17 protein-coding genes are annotated in these 17,032 nt (G+C 72.8%); 10 read left to right on the top strand and 7 right to left on the bottom strand.

The features are described from left to right. Positions 1–245: 245 nt before the first annotated feature. The 4 genes from ACIBN2_RS03930 to ACIBN2_RS03915 all read left to right on the top strand — a co-directional run bounded on the left by ACIBN2_RS03930 (position 246) and on the right by ACIBN2_RS03915 (position 3,056). Complete coding sequence (locus tag ACIBN2_RS03930; RefSeq protein WP_399132512.1) at positions 246–818, top strand: hypothetical protein; 573 nt, start codon at positions 246–248, stop codon at positions 816–818. Between the two features lie 193 nt (positions 819–1,011). After that, a complete protein-coding gene (gene dhaK / locus ACIBN2_RS03925; protein WP_399132510.1) occupies positions 1,012–2,004 on the top strand; it encodes a dihydroxyacetone kinase subunit DhaK in 993 nt (330 codons plus the stop codon). 46 nt (positions 2,005–2,050) lie between these two features. Then, positions 2,051–2,653: a dihydroxyacetone kinase subunit DhaL gene (gene dhaL / locus ACIBN2_RS03920; RefSeq protein WP_399132509.1), complete on the top strand. Its 603-nt coding sequence runs from the start codon at positions 2,051–2,053 to the stop codon at positions 2,651–2,653. Then, positions 2,646–3,056 carry a PTS-dependent dihydroxyacetone kinase phosphotransferase subunit DhaM gene (locus ACIBN2_RS03915; RefSeq protein ID WP_399132508.1) on the top strand — a complete coding sequence of 137 codons (411 nt, stop codon included), beginning with the start codon at positions 2,646–2,648 and terminating at the stop codon, positions 3,054–3,056. Before dhaL ends, ACIBN2_RS03915 begins: the two co-directional genes overlap by 8 nt. Positions 3,057–3,151: 95 nt before the next feature. Here ACIBN2_RS03915 and ACIBN2_RS03910 read toward each other — a convergent pair whose 3' ends face one another. Then, entirely contained in the window at positions 3,152–3,847 is a 696-nt protein-coding gene (locus ACIBN2_RS03910; RefSeq protein ID WP_399132507.1) for a glycoside hydrolase family 75 protein, read from the bottom strand. Positions 3,848–4,274: 427 nt separating this feature from the next. On the opposite strand from ACIBN2_RS03910, the gene ACIBN2_RS03905 reads away from it, so the two are divergent. Together ACIBN2_RS03905 and ACIBN2_RS03900 are read left to right on the top strand one after the other, a co-directional pair. Further along, positions 4,275–5,273, top strand: coding sequence for a fibronectin type III domain-containing protein (locus tag ACIBN2_RS03905; protein ID WP_399132506.1), 999 nt, complete (start codon positions 4,275–4,277; stop codon positions 5,271–5,273). 169 nt (positions 5,274–5,442) lie between these two features. Continuing rightward, positions 5,443–6,003 (top strand): hypothetical protein, encoded by a 561-nt coding sequence (locus ACIBN2_RS03900; RefSeq protein WP_399132505.1) that lies wholly within the window; start codon positions 5,443–5,445, stop codon positions 6,001–6,003. Between the two features lie 12 nt (positions 6,004–6,015). Here ACIBN2_RS03900 and ACIBN2_RS03895 read toward each other — a convergent pair whose 3' ends face one another. Together ACIBN2_RS03895 and ACIBN2_RS03890 are read right to left on the bottom strand one after the other, a co-directional pair. Continuing rightward, positions 6,016–6,567 (bottom strand): PadR family transcriptional regulator, encoded by a 552-nt coding sequence (locus tag ACIBN2_RS03895; protein WP_399132504.1) that lies wholly within the window; start codon positions 6,565–6,567, stop codon positions 6,016–6,018. A 31-nt stretch (positions 6,568–6,598) separates the two neighbouring features. Then, positions 6,599–8,614, bottom strand: a complete 2,016-nt coding sequence (locus tag ACIBN2_RS03890; protein ID WP_399132503.1) for an FAD-dependent oxidoreductase — start codon at positions 8,612–8,614, stop codon at positions 6,599–6,601. Positions 8,615–8,731: 117 nt separating this feature from the next. Here ACIBN2_RS03890 and ACIBN2_RS03885 point away from each other — a divergent pair, with 117 nt between their 5' ends. Then, positions 8,732–9,889: a M20 family metallopeptidase gene (locus ACIBN2_RS03885; RefSeq protein ID WP_399132502.1), complete on the top strand. Its 1,158-nt coding sequence runs from the start codon at positions 8,732–8,734 to the stop codon at positions 9,887–9,889. A gap of 48 nt (positions 9,890–9,937) precedes the next feature. Here ACIBN2_RS03885 and ACIBN2_RS03880 read toward each other — a convergent pair whose 3' ends face one another. Together ACIBN2_RS03880 and ACIBN2_RS03875 are read right to left on the bottom strand one after the other, a co-directional pair. Then, a complete protein-coding gene (locus ACIBN2_RS03880; protein WP_399132501.1) occupies positions 9,938–10,306 on the bottom strand; it encodes a hypothetical protein in 369 nt (122 codons plus the stop codon). A 104-nt stretch (positions 10,307–10,410) separates the two neighbouring features. After that, positions 10,411–11,286, bottom strand: coding sequence for a hypothetical protein (locus tag ACIBN2_RS03875; RefSeq protein ID WP_399132500.1), 876 nt, complete (start codon positions 11,284–11,286; stop codon positions 10,411–10,413). Between the two features lie 274 nt (positions 11,287–11,560). Here ACIBN2_RS03875 and ACIBN2_RS03870 point away from each other — a divergent pair, with 274 nt between their 5' ends. Both ACIBN2_RS03870 and ACIBN2_RS03865 read left to right on the top strand, forming a co-directional pair. Further along, positions 11,561–13,627, top strand: a complete 2,067-nt coding sequence (locus ACIBN2_RS03870; RefSeq protein WP_399132499.1) for a SpoIIE family protein phosphatase — start codon at positions 11,561–11,563, stop codon at positions 13,625–13,627. Positions 13,628–13,738: 111 nt separating this feature from the next. Beyond that, complete coding sequence (locus tag ACIBN2_RS03865) at positions 13,739–14,419, top strand: hypothetical protein (RefSeq protein WP_399132880.1); 681 nt, start codon at positions 13,739–13,741, stop codon at positions 14,417–14,419. Between the two features lie 27 nt (positions 14,420–14,446). On the opposite strand, the gene ACIBN2_RS03860 is transcribed toward ACIBN2_RS03865, so the two are convergent. Next, positions 14,447–15,241 carry a putative protein N(5)-glutamine methyltransferase gene (locus tag ACIBN2_RS03860; RefSeq protein ID WP_399132498.1) on the bottom strand — a complete coding sequence of 265 codons (795 nt, stop codon included), beginning with the start codon at positions 15,239–15,241 and terminating at the stop codon, positions 14,447–14,449. A 176-nt stretch (positions 15,242–15,417) separates the two neighbouring features. Beyond that, entirely contained in the window at positions 15,418–16,476 is a 1,059-nt protein-coding gene (locus ACIBN2_RS03855) for a hypothetical protein (protein ID WP_399132497.1), read from the bottom strand. Between the two features lie 115 nt (positions 16,477–16,591). Here ACIBN2_RS03855 and ACIBN2_RS03850 point away from each other — a divergent pair, with 115 nt between their 5' ends. Continuing rightward, positions 16,592–17,029 (top strand): MarR family winged helix-turn-helix transcriptional regulator, encoded by a 438-nt coding sequence (locus ACIBN2_RS03850; protein WP_399132496.1) that lies wholly within the window; start codon positions 16,592–16,594, stop codon positions 17,027–17,029. The last annotated feature ends 3 nt before the right edge of the window (positions 17,030–17,032 follow it).

The following is a 17,032-nucleotide window of genomic DNA, read 5'->3' as shown; positions in this document are numbered from 1 at the left end:
GCGGAGGCCGCGGGGTCAGAGGCCGATGGTCCCTCGTGGGTGGCCCTTCAGGTCCCTGCCGGCGGCTGCGGCGACGAGCGCGGAGGGAGTGGCGGAGGGGATGGCCCGCACACCGGGGCCGAAGAGCCCATGGCCGCCTCCAGCTTGGTCCGGTCGGCCCCGCGGCTCCGCCTGTCCGGCCCATCCCGCGCCCCGGCCCCGTCTGTCAGTTTGGGCGCAGCGACACGACGAGGAGGTGCAGACCGATGCATGCAGGCAGGCGAACGACGAAATGGCTGTGGCTGTGGCGGTCCAACCCGCTGCGCCGTCACGAGGACGTTCTCGAGGCCTGGCTCGTGCTGGTCGTGTGGACGATCATCGCGGTGGGCGGCACGCTCGCCGGTGTGGTCACCGCGCATGCCGCCGACAGCGTCTTCGCGCAGCAGCGTGCCGAGCGCATCCCTGTGGCGGCCGTCCTCGTCTCGGACACGACGCAGCCCGGGGCCAAGAGCTACTACCGGGCTCTGGCCAAGGTCAGCTGGACCCTTCCGGACGGTTCCTCCCGCACCGGCAACACCTTGGTCGACACCGGTCTGAAGGCCGGGTCGCACATCGTGGTCTACACCGACAGGCAGGGCGAGCTGTCCACCCAGCCGCCGAGCCGGTCGGCCGCGGACATGGAAGCGGCCGTGCTGGGGACCACCGCCGGGCTCGGCGTGACGGGTCTGGCGCTCGGCGCCGGGGCCCTGGCCCGCGTGCGGCTCGACCGGCGGCGCTTCCGCCAGTGGGGCAGCGAATGGGCCATGGTCGGTCCGAAGTGGGGGCACAAGACCGGCTGACGATGTCGTAGGCGCCGGAACGCGCGGGGACGGGAGACGCCGTCACCGCGCGTCTCGCTGTTCGGGTCCGCGGTTGCCCGGCCGGCAGCACGCCCGGTTCCGCCGAACACGTGACCAGCGCCCCAGAAGCGCCGATACTGCCGACAATGGAAGTACGGACAGAGGATCGAACGCGTCTCACCAGGAGGATCCCGTGAAGATGTTGATCAACGTTCCGGAAACCGTGGTCGCGGACGCGCTGCGCGGCATGGCGGCCGCCCACCCGGAACTCACTGTGGACGTGGAGAACCGGGTGATCGTGCGGCGGGACGCCCCCGTGGCCGGAAAGGTCGCCCTGATCTCGGGCGGCGGCTCGGGGCACGAGCCGCTGCACGGCGGATTCGTGGGCCCCGGAATGCTGACGGGTGCCTGCCCGGGCGAGGTGTTCACCTCACCGGTCCCCGACCAGATGGCGCGCGCGGCAGCCGCCGTGGACAGCGGTGCCGGCGTGCTGTTCATCGTGAAGAACTACACCGGTGACGTGCTCAACTTCGACATGGCCGCCGAGCTCGCCGAGGACGAGGGCGTCCAGGTCGCCAAGGTGCTCGTCAACGACGACGTGGCGGTCACCGACAGTCTCTACACCGCCGGGCGCCGGGGCACCGGTGCGACCCTGTTCGTGGAGAAGATCGCGGGCGCGGCGGCGGAGGAGGGGCAGCCGCTGGAGCGTGTGCAGGCGATCGCACGGCAGGTCAACGAGAACTCCCGCAGCTTCGGTGTGGCCCTCAGCGCCTGCACCACGCCGGCCAAGGGCACGCCCACCTTCGACCTGCCGGCCGGCGAGCTGGAACTCGGCGTCGGCATCCACGGCGAGCCCGGCCGGGAGCGGCGGGCGATGATGACCTCGGGCGAGATCGCCGAGTTCGCGCTGAACGCGATCGTCGAGGACATGCCCCCGAGCAACCCCGTCCTCGTCCTCGTCAACGGCATGGGCGCGACGCCGCTGCTGGAGCTGTACGGGTTCAACGCCGAGGTGCAGCGGGTGCTCACCGCGCGCGGCATCGCCGTCGCGCGCACGCTGGTGGGCAACTACGTCACCTCGCTCGACATGGCCGGCGCCTCCGTCACGCTGTGCCAGATCGACGAGGAGCTGCTGCGCCTGTGGGACGCGCCGGTGAAGACGCCGGGGCTGCGCTGGGGGATGTAGCCCGGCGGGCCGGGGTGTCAACGTACCTACCACGCAAGGAGATCCAGTGCTCGACGCCGATTTCTTCCGCCGTTGGATGACGGCGACCACCGCGTCCGTGGACCGCGAGGCGGAACGGCTCACCGCTCTCGACTCGCCCATCGGGGACGCCGACCACGGCAGCAATCTGCAGCGCGGGTTCCGGGCCGTGGCCGCGGCGCTGGAGAAGGAGGCACCCGAGACGCCCGGTGCGGTCCTGGTGCTCTCCGGGCGGCAGCTGATCTCGACCGTCGGCGGCGCGTCGGGTCCGCTCTACGGCACGCTGCTGCGCCGTACGGGCAAGGCGCTCGGGGACGCCTCCGAGGTCAGCGAGACGCAGCTGACGGAGGCGCTGCGGACCGGGGTGGACGCGGTCATGACGCTCGGCGGAGCCGCGCCGGGCGACAAGACCATGATCGACGCCTTGGTGCCGGCCGTGGACGCGCTCGGGGACGGGGATTTCGCCGCGGCCCGGACCGCCGCGGAGGAGGGAGCGATCGCGACGACGCCGATGCAGGCCCGCAAGGGCCGCGCCAGCTACCTCGGTGAGCGCAGCATCGGCCACCAGGACCCGGGCGCCACCTCCTCGGCGCTGCTGATCGCCGCTCTCTCGGAGGCTGACGGTGAGTGACGCCAAGCAGGTCGGGATCGTGCTGGTGTCGCACAGCGCCGAGGTGGCCGCGTCCGTGGCCGAGCTGGCCAAGGGCCTTGCGGGCGGCGGGACTTCGGTTCCCGTCGCCCCGGCAGGCGGTACCGATGGCGGCGGCCTCGGTACCAGTTCGGAGCTGATCGCCGCCGCGGCCGCCTCCGTCGACCGGGGCGCCGGGGTCGCCGTGCTCACGGACCTCGGCAGTGCCGTGCTCACGGTCAAGGCGCTGCTCGCCGAGGGCGACGAACTCCCCGGCAACACGCGGCTGGTGGACGCCCCGTTCGTGGAAGGGGCGGTGGCGGCGGTGGTCACCGCGGCGGCGGGGGCCGACCTCGCGGCGGTGGAGGCGGCAGCCGCGGATGCGTACACCTACCGGAAGGTCTGACCGCCCCTGTCCCGTCCCCACCCGCGCCCTTCCGCGCGACTGCCGGTCGCAGTCGGGTGGGCGGCGGGTGGGCGGCGGCGTGACGGCCGGGAGGTCTACTCGCCCTGGACGAAGCGCCACGCCAGCCGCCGGCCCGCCGCGACGGCGGCGGTATGGCTCTCGATCGGCTTGGCCTGCGAGTTCTTGAAGACGATGTAGGTCACGCCCGAGGACACGCCGCCGCGGCGCGGATCCGGGTTGATGCCGAGGCCCTTGGCGGTGGCGTAGGACGCCTCACCGATGAGGCCGCGCGGGCCGATGTCGCCCACCACCGCGTACTGCACGCGGTCGCGGTACACGACGGCCGCGATGGATCCGCCGCGGACGCCGTCGTCGGCGGGGTGCCAGACGGAGCCGGCGGCGGGCACGACGACGTACGGAAGGCGTTCGGCGCTCAACGGCCGTCCGTCGGACTGCTGGTAGGCGGTGGCGGCCGAGAACAGCGGATCGCTGCGGCGGTTGCAGCGCGGGCCGGCCTGCCCGTCGCAGTCGATGTCCATGTCGGCCTTCCAGAAGACGGCGTGCCGGGTGCCGCACACGGCGACGTTCGCCCGCTTCCCGTGGTCGGCGCGGAAGCGGCCGTGCGAGATCCGGGTGCAGTCACGCACCCTGGCCAGCAGGTCGGATGCGCGGACGTCGCCCTCGCGCCGGGCGGTCGACTCCGCCGGGACGCGGGGTTCGGCGGCGGCCGCCATCGACGGGGCGAGCAGGGCGACGCCGGCCACGGCCAGGGTCAGCGACTGGACACGCACGATGAAGGGCCCTTTCCTGAAGAGGCACAGATAGGCATTTTGCCCGTTTTGTGCCGAAGCGATGATGCGGCCACCGTAGGCGGCCGGACCGGCGCACGGGCTTCAGGTGCCTCACGGCGCGGCGTGTCCCAGGACGAGCGGCGGGGGCCGGGCGCCTGAGCCTGCGTCGGCTCCGGCCGCCCGGCCACCCGCGTCGGGCGCGGGAACAGCGACGACAGCGGTCCGCGCCACCGGCATAACTCACCAGCCCTCATGGAGAGTTCAGCCGCGAGGTGATTCAGCATACGTAACTTCCGCGCGCGGTCACCAACACCCGCCGCCGGCACACGTCGGCACGCACCCGTCCCGCGACCGCCCCCTTGATGCGACCACGTCAGCCGCGACAGTATTGGTCCGGACCATTGCCGCCGCCCGGGGAGGCAGAGCCATGCGTCGTCACACCGTGCTCGTCCACCGATCCCTCGCCCTCTGTGCGGCGTTGACCCTGGCCGCGTCCTGCGGCCGCGGCGGTACCGGCGACGACGACGGGCGGCTGCCGCCGGCGCCCACCGGCACGACCGCGGCGGCGGGCAGCGCGACCAGCGTGCACGTGATGTGGAACGCCGTGTCGGCGAACCCGCGCGTGAGGGGCTACGAGGTGTACCTCGGCACCAGGAAGGTCACCGAGGTGCCCGGCTCGGAACACATGGTGGACGTCACCCGGCTCACGCCCTCCACCGCGTACGTCTTCACCGTGCGGGCCCGGGACGCCGAGGGCAGGCTCGGGCCGCCCGGGCAGGCGGTGCGGGCGAGGACACCCGCGGCCGTGGCGGCGGACGGCACCGCTCCGACCCGCCCGGGCACGGCGCGGGGCCGGGTGGTCGGCAGCCGGGAGGTCGAACTGTCCTGGTCCGCCTCGACGGACGACCGGGCCGTGGTCTCGTACGACGTCTATCAGGGCTCCTCGAAGATCCACAGTGTGGGCGCGGCGCAGACGGCGACCGTGGTCACGGGACTGCGGCCGGGCACCGCCTACGCGTTCACCGTCCGGGCCCGCGACGCCGCCGACAACGTCTCGGCGCCGGGCGGCACCGTCCGCCTCACCACCCCGGGCTCCGACGACGGCCGCAACACGGCACCCACGGCCTTCCGCGCGACGAGCCACCGTGCCGACGGCGCGTACTACCTCGACCTCGGCTGGGTCCCGCCACGCGCGGACGGCGTGATCACCGAGTACCGGATCGGCCTCGACGGCCAGGCGGCCACCTCCCTGGTGTACGGCGCGAACGCACCGCGCGGGAAGGTCTCGTACTCCTTCTACGTCGGCCGGGACGCGGGCGTGACCCACCGCGTGCGGATCAGGGCCAAGCTGCCCGACGGCACCTGGGGCGGCTGGTCGGCGGAGCGGACGGTCACCACCGGGGCGGCCGGCCGCTCACGGCCGTGACCGGGCGCCCGGCATGGGCCGGACGAAGGAATCCGTCACCTGCCCGGGGGCGCTGCGCGTGCGGGACGGGCCGCGGGGACATTGGCTGCCCCTGAGGCAGCACGGGCACTTCCCGACCCTCGGCGGCGCAAGGGATGTACCGCCAACCGTGCCGTCGGAGGGCAGACCAATGCGCAACTCCCAGCCATTCGCCCGCTCGGCCCTGACCGCCGCAGCCGCCGCCGTGCTGCCGATCGCCCTGGCCGCCGCTCCGGCGGTGGCGCAGGGCTCGGGCATCTCGGTGAGCACCAGCGGGTCCACGGTGTCGGTGACGACCACCCAGTGCTCGCGGACCAGCAGCAGCGGCAGCTGGGGCACCGCCTCGCTGCTCAACAGCAGCCAGTCGAGCTTCGCCCAGGGGCGTCAGGTGTCGCTGTCGGGCACCACCGCGCTGCAGTCGGCGGCCTGGTCGAGCGTGAGCCCCGGCACGTACACCGTGATCGTGCAGTGCTCGGCCACCGGCAGCACCGCGGGCACCCAGTCGATCGTCGTCTCCCCCGCCTCCAGGCCCACCATCTCCGCCACGGCCAGGCCCTCGGCCTCGCCCTCGCTCGGCGTGGCGGGCGGTCTGGGCGGCGCCATCAGGGACTACGGCCCGGTCACGCTGGGCGTGGGCGCGGCCCTGGTGGGCACGGGCGTCATCGCGACGGGCTGGTACCTGCGCAAGCGCGCCAAGCCCCACCGCCTCTGACGGCCGCCGCGTTCACGCCGTCCCGGAGCCGGGCAGTTCGGTGAACTCCTCCAGGGCGTGCGTGAGCCACCGCGTCCAGAAGGTCTCCAGGTCGATCCCGGCCCGCAGCACCAGGTGCTGGAGCCGGTCGTGCGGGGCGTCCTTGCCGGGCGGGAAGTCGCGCTGCTCGATCTTCTCGTACTCGGCCAACTGCCGCTTGTGCAGCTCCAGATGGCGGCGCAGGTCGGCCTCCAGACCGCCGGTGCCCACCACGGCCGCCGCACGCAGGCGCAGCAGCAGCGGGTCGCGGTGCGGCTTGGGGTCCTGGGACGCGGCGGTCCAGCGGGCCAGTTCGGCGCGGCCCGCGGGCAGGACCTCGTAGCTCTTCTTCTGCCCACGGGCCGGCTGCTCCGCCGGCAGCGCCCGGATGTGTCCCTCGGCCTCCAGTTTTCCCAGCTCGCGATAGATCTGCTGGTGCGTCGCCGACCAGAAGTAGCCGATCGACCTGTCGAACCGGCGGGTCAGCTCCAGCCCCGAGGACGGCTTTTCCAGCAGGGCGGTCAGGATCGCGTGCGGGAGTGACATGGAGTCATCCTAAGGACGGCCCTGCGGCCCCCTAGAGGGCCGCCGCCAGCTCCGTGCCCTGCTTGATGGCGCGCTTGGCGTCCAGCTCGGCCGCCACGTCGGCACCGCCGATCAGGTGCACGTCCACGCCGGCCGCGAGCAGCTCCTCGTACAGGTCGCGGCGCGGCTCCTGTCCGGTGCACAGCACGATCGTGTCGACGGGGAGAACCGAGCTCTCCTCACCGACGATGACGTGCAGACCGGCGTCGTCGATGCGGTCGTAGCGCACGCCCGGGACCATGGTGACGCCGCGGTGCTTGAGCTCGGTGCGGTGGATCCAGCCGGTGGTCTTGCCGAGGCCCGCGCCGACCTTGGTCGGCTTGCGCTGGAGCAGGTGGACGGTGCGCGGCGGGGCGGACCGCTCGGGGGCGGCGAGTCCGCCGGGGCCGCGGTAGTCCATGTCGACCCCCCACTGGCGGAAATAGGTCTCCGGGTCCTCGCTCGCCTTGTCGCCGCCGTCGGTCAGGAACTCGGCGACGTCGAAGCCGATGCCGCCCGCGCCGAGGATCGCGACGCGGTCGCCGACGGGGACGTCACCGCGCAGGACGTCGAGGTAACCGACGACGCTGGGGTGGTCGACGCCGGGGATGTCGGGGGTGCGCGGGGTGACACCGGTGGCGACGACGACCTCGTCGTAGTCCGCCAAGTCGCCTGCGGTGACAGGGGAGTTGAGGCGTACGTCCACGCCGTGGGCGTCGAGCTGGTGGCGGAAGTAGCGCAGGGTCTCGTCGAACTCCTGCTTGCCGGGGACCTTGCGGGCGACGTTGAGCTGGCCTCCGACCTCGCTCGCGGCGTCGTAGAGGGTGACCGCGTGGCCGCGCTCGGCCGCCGAGACGGCGCAGGCGAGTCCGGCCGGTCCGGCACCGACGACGGCGACGCGCTTCTTCAACCGGGTCGGGGCCAGGACGAGTTCGGTCTCGTGGCAGGCGCGCGGGTTGACCAGGCAGGAGGTGATCTTGCCGCTGAAGGTGTGGTCCAGGCACGCCTGGTTGCAGCCGATGCAGGTGTTGATGGCCTCGGGCTTCCCCGCGGCGGCCTTGGCGACGAAGTCGGGGTCGGCGAGCATCGGGCGGGCCACGGAGACCATGTCCGCGCGGCCCGTGGCAAGCAACTCCTCGGCCAGTTCGGGGGTGTTGATGCGGTTGGTGGTGACGAGCGGGACCGACACCTCGCCCATGAGCTTCTTGGTGACCCAGGTGTAGGCGCCGCGCGGCACGGAGGTCGCGATGGTGGGGATGCGGGCCTCGTGCCAGCCGATGCCGGTGTTGATGATCGTCGCCCCGGCGGCCTCGACGGCCTTGGCGAGGGTGATCACCTCGTCGAGCGTGGAGCCGCCGGGGACCAGGTCCAGCATGGACAGGCGGTAGATGACGATGAAGTCCTCGCCGACGGCCTCGCGGACCCGCCGGACGATCTCGACCGGGAAGCGCATGCGGTTCTCGTACGAGCCGCCCCAGCGGTCGGTGCGCTGGTTGGTCTGCGCGGCGATGAACTCGTTGATGAGGTAGCCCTCGGAGCCCATGATCTCGACGCCGTCGTAACCGGCCTGCCGGGCCAGGCGGGCGGCGCGGGCGTAGTCGTCGATGGTGCGCTCGACGTCGGCGTCGGTGAGCTCGCGGGGCGGGAAGGGGCTGATCGGGGCCTGGAGCGGGCTCGGCGCGACCAGGTCCTGGTGGTAGGCGTACCGGCCGAAGTGCAGGATCTGCATCGCGATCCGGCCGCCCTCGCGGTGCACGGCGTCGGTGACCTCGCGGTGCTGCCCGGCCTCCTCGTCGGTGGTGAGCCTGGCGCCGCCCTCGTACGGACGGCCCTCGTCGTTGGGCGCGATGCCGCCGGTGACGATCAGGCCCACTCCGCCGCGCGCCCGGGCGGCGTAGAACTCCGCCATGCGCTCGAAGCCGCGCTCGGCCTCTTCCAGGCCCACGTGCATGGAGCCCATGAGGACGCGGTTGGGCAGCGTGGTGAAGCCCAGGTCCAGCGGGCTCAGCAGGTGCGGGTAACGGCTCATCGGGCCCCTCCGTGCGCGGTGTGGTGCTCACTGTTGTAGAGGACTCCGGCACGGTTTTGCAACTAGTTGCATAACCGTGGAGGGGTGATCCGGGCCACCCCGGGGCACAGAGGGCCCATGAACCCCGAAGACGCCGAGGTGGCCGACCTCGCCCAGCAGCTGATCCGCCGCCCGAGCCGGGCCGGGATCGACGGCTACGAGCCCGTCCTCAGCGTCCTCGAGAATTGGCTCGGCGCCCGCGACCTGCCGTTTCGCCGTCTCCACGACGCCGCGAGCCGCCCGGTCGCCCTGCTGGTGGAGGTGGTCTGCGCACGTCCGGGACCGTGGTGGGCACTCGACGCCTGCGTGGACACCGCGCCCTACGGCGACGAGAGCGCCTGGACGTTCGCACCGGACGGCGGGGACGTGGTGGACGGATGGCTGAGGGGCCGGGGAGCGGCCGACTCCAAGCTGGCGGCGGCGATGTTCTGCCGTATCGCTGCGGAGGTGCGTGACCGGGCGGACGCGCTGCGCGGCGGCCTCGCGGTCCTGCTGGACGCCGACGAGCACACCGGCGGCTTCGGCGGCGCCCGCGCCTACCTCACGGACCCGGCGGCGGTGCGGCCGGCCGGGGTCATGATCGGCTATCCCGGCCTGGCGGAGGTGGTGGTCGGCGGGCGGGGCCTGTGGCGGGCGACGATCGCGGTGCACGCGGAGACGGGCCACTCGGGGGCGCGGCGGGCGGCACCGGGCGCCGTCTCGCGGGCGGCACGCCTGGTGCAGATGCTGGAGGACGCCGAACTTCCGCCCGCCGGCGGGGAGTTCCCCTTGCCGCCGAAACTGACGGTGACGTCCTGCCACGGCGGCGAGGGTTTCTCGACGGTCCCCGGCCGGTGCGAACTGGGCATCGACCTCCGCACGACGCCGGCCTTCGACGCCCGCGCCGCGGAGGCCCTGGTCCGCGCGGCGACCGCCGGACTGGACCGGCACCTGCCCACTCCCCGCCCGACCACCCTCACCCGGGTGGCGGAGTGGCCGCCGTTCCGCCTGACGGAGGCCGAGCAGCCCGCGGCCGCCCTGCTCACCGCCGCGGCCCAGGAGGGCCTGTCGGTCCGGCCGAAGACCGCGGGCCCCTCGAACATCGGCAACCTGCTGGCAGCGGAAGGCATCCCGGCCACGGCCGGCTTCGGCGTATGGCACGAGGGACTGCACGGCCTGGACGAGCGCGCCTGCCTGGCGGACCTGCCGGTGGTTCACGCGGTGTACCGGCGGGCGACGCTCGGGCTGCTGGCGTGAGCCGAGGTGCGGGCCCCGGAGGCCCCGTCGCCCGCCGAACCCGCGGAGTCACCGGCGTTCTAGGCGTACGTGCAGTTCCCGTTCCTGGTCGCCCGAGGCCGACGCGAGGTCGCGGACCGTGAACAGCGGGTCGAGCGTGGAGCGGAGGCGTTCGATCGCCCAGTAGCCGCCCTGCGCGTCCACCTCGACGGAGGAGGACAGGCGGGCGGGCGGGGGGCAGTCGTGGGCGTCGGTCACCTCGAAGGTGCCGAGCCAGACCATCGGACGGGTCTCGTGGAGCTGCTGCGGCACCTCGTCGGGAGCCCGGTCGGACTCGAAGCAGGCGCACAGCGTGTCGAAGACGATCCGGGCGTCCTCCTTGCTGCATCCACTGATCTCGAGGGATACGGGCTCCTCGTGCGATCGCACACGGTCCATCGTGATCGCTCCTCTCACGGCGGTGGCGCGGCGGTGCGGGTTCCCCGCGAACCGCGCCACATCCCCAGAAAAGCACCACTGTCCGGGCCGGACCAGCGCGCGGCTCAGCTCCGTGTGAACCGATACGTCTTGCTGTCCGTCAGCACGCAGAACCCCGGCGACACGACGATCACCCGCAGGGTGCCGCTGCGGCGGTCGTAGTCGATGCCCTCCGCCTCGAAGGTGCCGGAGCAGGAGCTGCGCAGCGGCAGCTGCCGGAGCGCCGTGACGTGGCCCGAGACGTCCGAGGTGCCGTTCGGGGCGCCGGACAGGTCGACCTGGAGCAGCGGCTTGGTCATGCCGAACAGCGAGCCGTCGGGGTCGTCGGAGGAGCACAGCAGCGTCGTGGGGCCGGAGAAGTCGCAGCCCTGCACATCGCGTACGGCATGGTCGAGGTTGACCGTGGAGACCTGCGGGAGGTTCGCCGACGGCGAGGTGGCGGGGTTGACGCCCGGGGTCGGGAAGACCAGGAAGCGGCTCATCGTGCCGTACTCCCCCGACAGCATCCACTGCCCGTCCGGCGAGATCGCGGCCCAGGAGTTGTTCAGCGCCTCACCGGCGCCCAGCGTGTGGACGTACTCGGACCAGGTGCCGTCGGGCGCCTGGACGCGGTACATCTTCGCGTTGCCCGAGTCCGCCTGGTACGGCTCGACGATGTGGCCGTCGTAGGAGGCGTCGGGGTCACCGACGTGGTTCCAGCCCCGGCTGCTCACGCTCACGGGAATGGTGCCGATGCCGGTGTAGTGGTTGGGGCTGCCGGCGGGCACCTCGACGGAGGCCAGGCCCTGGCTCTCGGTCAGCGGGTCGGCACGGTCGGAGCCCACCTCGTTCCAGGTGTCGGCGGCCGAGGCGGGCGGGGCGGCGGACAGCACGGCGGCGGTCGCGAGGGCGAGAGCCGCGGTCACGGCGGCGTGACAACGTTGCCGGGCGCGCAGGGGCATGGGAGGGCTCCTCCGTGGGGGGTGGGGCTGGTCCGGCGGACAGTCTGGCCCGGCCGGGTGGTCATGTACAGACCAGCTCGGTAACGGAGGTTGTCGGTTCGGCGACGCTGCGTGCCAGGTAGTGTCGTCACCGCTCCGGGGGACGGCTCTGGCCGTGTTGAGGGATGGTGGAGGTGGGCGACAGGGTCGTCACAGGGACGGTTGGGCGCGGTAGAACTTGGGGAGTCGGCACGGGGGAACGACGTGCCGTGAACGGGCGAAGGCGGTGCGTGGAATGAGTGCACCTGGGTTTCCGGTGGCCGACGGCCAGGAGTCGGTACGGCCGAGCGGACTGCTCGACGTGCTCGGCATGGCCTCGGTGGTGCTGGATGCCGAGGGCCGCATCGTCCTGTGGAGCCCGCAGGCCGAGGAACTGTTCGGCTACCCGGCCCAGGAGGCACTCGGCGAGTACGCGGCCCGGATCATGGTGCACGAGCAGCACCTCGACCTGGTGATCAAGCTCTTCGCCGACGTCATGCACACCGGTCAGAGCTGGGCTGGCGCCTTCCCCATCCGGCGCAAGGACGGCACCACGCGCCTCGTGGAGTTCCGCAACATGCGCCTGCTGGACGACCACGGCGACGTCTACGCGCTGGGCCTGTGCGCCGACCGGACCACCGTACGGCGGCTGGAGCGCGACGTGGCGCTGTCCACCCGCATGATCGCCCAGTCCCCCATCGGCCTGGCCGTCCTGGACACCGATCTTCGCTACGTCTCGGTCAACCCGGCCCTGGAGGAGATCAACGGGATCCCGGCCAAGGACCACATCGGCCGCTCGATCCGCGAGGTCCTGCCGCAACTCGACGCCGACATGATCGAGGCGGCGGCACGGCAGGTGCTGGAGTCCGGGCGGCCCCTGCTGGACCGGCAGACCACCGGCCGGACCGCGGCCGATCCGGACGACGACCGGGCCTGGTCCATGTCGCTGTACCGGCTGGACGACGCCGTTGGCACCGTGTTCGGTCTGGCCGCTTCGGTCGTGGACGTCACCGAGCAGCACCGGGCGAGCGTCGAGGCGGAGGCCGCCCGGCGCCGGCTCCAGGTCATCGCGGACGCCTCGGCCCGGATCGGCACCACGCTGGAGCTGGAGCGCACCGCGCACGAACTCGCCGACGTCGCCGTACCGGAGCTCGCCGACATCGCGGCCGTGGACCTGCTCGACGCGGTGGTGCTGGGCAGGCGCAGCAGTCTGGGCCCCGCCGAGTCCGCCGTGATCCGCGCCCTCGCCGTGCAGGCGGACGACGCCCCCGAGGCGCTGCGGGCGGCCGACCCGCCCGGGCAGGTGGCGCGGTACGGTCCCGACCGCCTGGTCACCGAGTGCGTGCGCACCGGCCATCCGGTCATGGTGCCGCTGGTCGAGGCCGCGCATCTGCCCCGTATCGCCCGCTCTCCGGAGGCGGCGGAACTGCTGGCCCGCGCGGGCGTCCACTCCTATCTCGCGGTGCCGCTGATCGCTCGCGGCGAGGTGCTCGGCGCGCTCGATCTCAAGCGCACGAACAACCCGCAGCCGTTCAGCGATGACGACCTGCTGCTCGCCCGCGAACTGGCCGCCCGGGCGGCCGTGCAGATCGACAACGCCCGCTGGTACCAGAACGCCCGCGACACCGCCCTCACCCTCCAGCGCAGCCTGCTGCCCAGCCACCCGTCCGTCACGGGCGGCCTCGAGGTCGCCTCCCGCTACCAGCCCGCGGGCGCCACCGCCGAGGTCGGCGGCGACTGGTTCGACGTGATCCCGCTGGAGGGCGGCAAGACGGCGCTGGTGGTGGGTGACGTGATGGGCAGCGGCATCAACGCCGCCGCGACCATGGGCCGGCTGCGCACCGCCACCAACACCCTCGCCTCCCTCGACCTCGATCCGGCCCGGCTCCTGGAGCACCTCGACAAGATCACCCAGGACCTGGACCACTCCATCGCCACCTGCGTCTACGCCGTCCACGACCCCGAGCTGCGGCAGTGCCGGATCGCCAACGCGGGCCACCTGCCGCCGGCCCGGCTGCGCGCCGGGCGCGCGCCCGAGCTTCTCGAACTGCCCACCGGGGTGCCGCTGGGCGTGGGCGGGGTGGCCTTCTCCACCACCACGGTCGACCTGGAGCCGGGCGACCGTCTCGTGTTCTACACGGACGGCCTGGTCGAGACGCGGCAGCATCCTCTCGACGAGCGCCTGGACGCACTCCTGACCCTTCTGGAAGGGCCCGACCGTCCCCTGGAGGAGGTCGCGGACATGCTGCTGCGTACGCTCCACCAGCCCGACAACTCCGACGACGTGGCGCTGCTCATCGCGCGCGTGCAGAAGACGGGCTGATCAGCCGGGTTCACAGGTAATGATTACTCGCTCCTTATCGGCCTCATTCGACAATCACAGGTAGGCATGGCACGCAGATGCCGGGACCGTGGCCGATGGGAGCGAGCCGTGATGCACGAGCCGGACCAGGAACCCACCGCGGACAGGGAAGTGATGACGGGCCCGGGCGGGGCGGACCGCGAGCCGGGGCCGTGGCGCCGGCGCTCCCGCCGCGCGCGTGCCGTGACCGCGGCGGCCACGGTCGTCGCCCTGGCCCTCGGCGGCACGGTCGCCTACGCGGCGACGTCGGGCGGCTCGGGCCAGGGGGCCACGCCCTCCGCGTCCGGATCCGCGCCGCCCTCGCCCGGCGGACCCGGCGACCGGCACGGCGGCGGCCGCTGGTTCGGCGCCGGCGGCATGGGCGTGCACGGCGAGGCGACGGTCAAGGACCAGGACACCGGCAAGTGGATCACCCGGACCTGGCAGCGCGGCACCGTCGAGAAGATCGACGGCGACCAGGTCACCGTCAAGAGCGAGGACGGCGCCTCGTGGACCTGGACCGTGAACTCCGGCACCACCGTCCTGCGTGACGGCACCAAGGGCTCCGGCGCCGGCGACCTCAAGAAGGGCGACACGGCCTTCCTCATCGGCACCCGCGCCGGCAACGGCACCAGGACCGCGACCCACGCCATCGAGGGCGCCTGGAACGACAGGGGCCCTGACGGCGACCACCACGGCAAGTTCCCCGGCCACCGCAACTGGCGCATGCCGGCTCCGTCGACGAGCCCGTCGGGCAGCGGGGCCACGACCTGACGCCGCCGCTGACGCGGGTACTCGGCTCTACTCCCTGACGCCCACGACCACGGTGGCGTACTGATCCTCCGAAACCGCCAGACGGGACGTCAGCCCGCTCGCGGCGAACGCCGCCAGGGCCGCGGCAGCCTGGCGTTCGCTCGTCTCGACCAAAACGCAACCGCCGGGGGCGAGCCAGCCGGGGGCCCCGGCGGCCACGCGCCGGAGGATGTCGAGGCCGTCGGTGCCGCCGTCGAGGGCGGTGAGGGGTTCGTGGTCGCGGGCCTCCGCGGGCAGGAGGCCGACCTCGTCGGTGGGGACGTAGGGGACGTTGGCCGCGAGGATGTCGATCCGGCCGCGCAGGTCGCCGGGCAGGGCAGTGAACAGGTCGCCCTGGTGGACGTGGCCGTCGACATTGCGGCGGGCGCAGCGCACCGCGGCCGGGTCGACGTCGGCGGCGTGCAGTTCCACGGGGCCGAGGGCGGAGGCGAGCGCCGCGCCCAGCGCACCCGAGCCGCAGCAGAGGTCGACCACGACGGACGCGTCCGGGACCTGGGCCAGGGCCTGTTCGACGAGGAACTCGGTACGGCGGCGGGGCACGAAGACCCCGGGTTCCACGGCGATGCGCAGCCCGCGGAACTGCGCCCAGCCGACGACGAGTTCGAGGGGCAGCCCGGCGACCCGGCGGTCGACGAGGGCGGCGAGTTCCTCCGGCGTACGGGCGGTGGCGAGGATCAACTCCGCCTCGTCCTCGGCGAAGACGCAGCCCGCGGCCCGGAGCGCGGCGACGACGGAGTCACGGGTGGAGGGCGACGGCGGGAAGGAAGGAGACAGTGGGGGCATGGAAGCCGAGAGCCTTTCGGTGTGTCGAAGGGCGCTCTCGCGGACGCCTAGAGGCGGCGACCCGCGTGATCCGAGAGGAGAGCACCCGACCTGCGCACTGCGGAAATGGGTCTCACCTCCTCCGTCTCCGGTGGCCAGGACGTCCCGGGCCGGGGACCGACACATTACCCCAGCACTCAGACGCCGACCGTCTCCTCGGCCTCCTCCTCGGCCTCTTCGTCGAGCGCCTCCGCGGCCGGCTCCCGGGGCCCGTGCACCGGCGCGGCGGAAGCCGCCTGCGCCTTGGACCGCTCGTACGCGGCCGCGATCACCATGACGGCGAGGCCGAGCAGCAGCCAGGCCGCCAGCGTCCACACGTTGCGCGACAGGCCGTCGCTGCCGAAGTACAGCAGGCTGCGGGCGCCCTCCACGAAGCCGGCGCCGTTCCAGAAGGCGTGCAGGGTGCCGAAGAAGCCGTTCTGGAGGTCGGGGCGGAACAGACCGCCGGAGCTGGTGAAGTTGAGCATCACGAACAGCACCATCATGGCGAGCGTGGTCCAGCGCCTGAGGAAGGTGTGCAGGCCCACTCCGACGAAGAGGATGCCGGCGGAGTAGAGCCAGGCCATGCCCCACAGGGTGGTGAGGTCGTGGTGGGCGAGGTGGAAGACGGGCCCGGCGAGCAGCGCGCCGATGCCGCCGACGACGGTGGAGACCCCGAGTGCCAGCAGGGCGCGCACCCGCATCCGCAGACCGGCCCCGGCGGCGCCGAGCGCGGCGACCGAGGCGTAGGAACCGATGCTCAACGCGATCAGCAGGAAGAACAGGCCCTGCCCGGTGGGGTCGTCGGAGACGGGTGCGGCCACGTCGGTGACCTTCAGCGGGTTGCCCTGCTCGGCCGCGACGGGCGTGAACACCTTCTCGACCGCCGTCGCGTCCATGTCGGAGGCGGCGGAGGCGACGACGAGTTCCGGTGTCCGCCCGCTGGGCACGAAGGCCCCTGTGATGTCACGGGAGTCGAGCAGGGCGACGGCCGCGGAGCGGGTGGCGACGGTGCGGACGTCGAGCTTGTCCCCCGCCGCGTCCTTCACGGTCTGCGCGAACACCTTCGCCTGCGGGCCGGAGCCGACGACGGCGACGGGCAGGTGGTGGGGCTCCGGCGCCACGAACGCCCCCATGTACGCGAGTCCCATGCCGATGCACATCAGCAGCGGGGTGATCAGGTGCGTGATCACATGACGCAGGCCCTGCGACCTCATCGCTCACACCTCCAGATGGTTGGCTTATACAACTCCCGAATAAGTTGTACTATACAACCAAGAGGGACCCGGGTGATATTCCGTGGTGGGTTCCTCGGTGAGTGAGGGAGGTCCGGTGGAAGCAGACGAGGCCGTTGAGACGATCCAGCGCGAGATGACCGCCTTCGCCCGCCGCGCCCGTGCGTCGGCGGGCCGTATGCACCCCGAGCTGTCGCTGGTCTCGTACACACTGCTCGGGCATCTGGAGGAGAGCGGCGGCTGCCGGGCCACCGACCTGGCGGCGCACTACGCCCTCGACAAGTCGACCGTCAGCCGCCAGGTGGCCGCGCTGGAGCGGGCCGGTCTGATCGAGCGGCGTGTGGACCCGGACGACCACCGAGTCCAGGTCCTGCACCTGACCGAGGCCGGCACCCGGATCCTCGCGCAGGTCACCGACAGCCGCCGGGCGGCCTTCCGGGAACGGCTGGCGGACTGGCCGAGGGAGGATCTGGAGCGGTTCGCCGGCTATCTCGTGCGCTACAACGCGTGGGCGCGCCCCGAGGACGACGCTTGAACA

Origin of the sequence: Streptomyces sp. NPDC050534, assembly GCF_044457745.1 — a bacterium.
Lineage (GTDB): Bacteria > Actinomycetota > Actinomycetes > Streptomycetales > Streptomycetaceae > Streptomyces.
The sequence above is the reverse complement of the archived record's forward strand: the minus strand, read 5'-3'. Positions and strand labels throughout refer to the sequence as shown.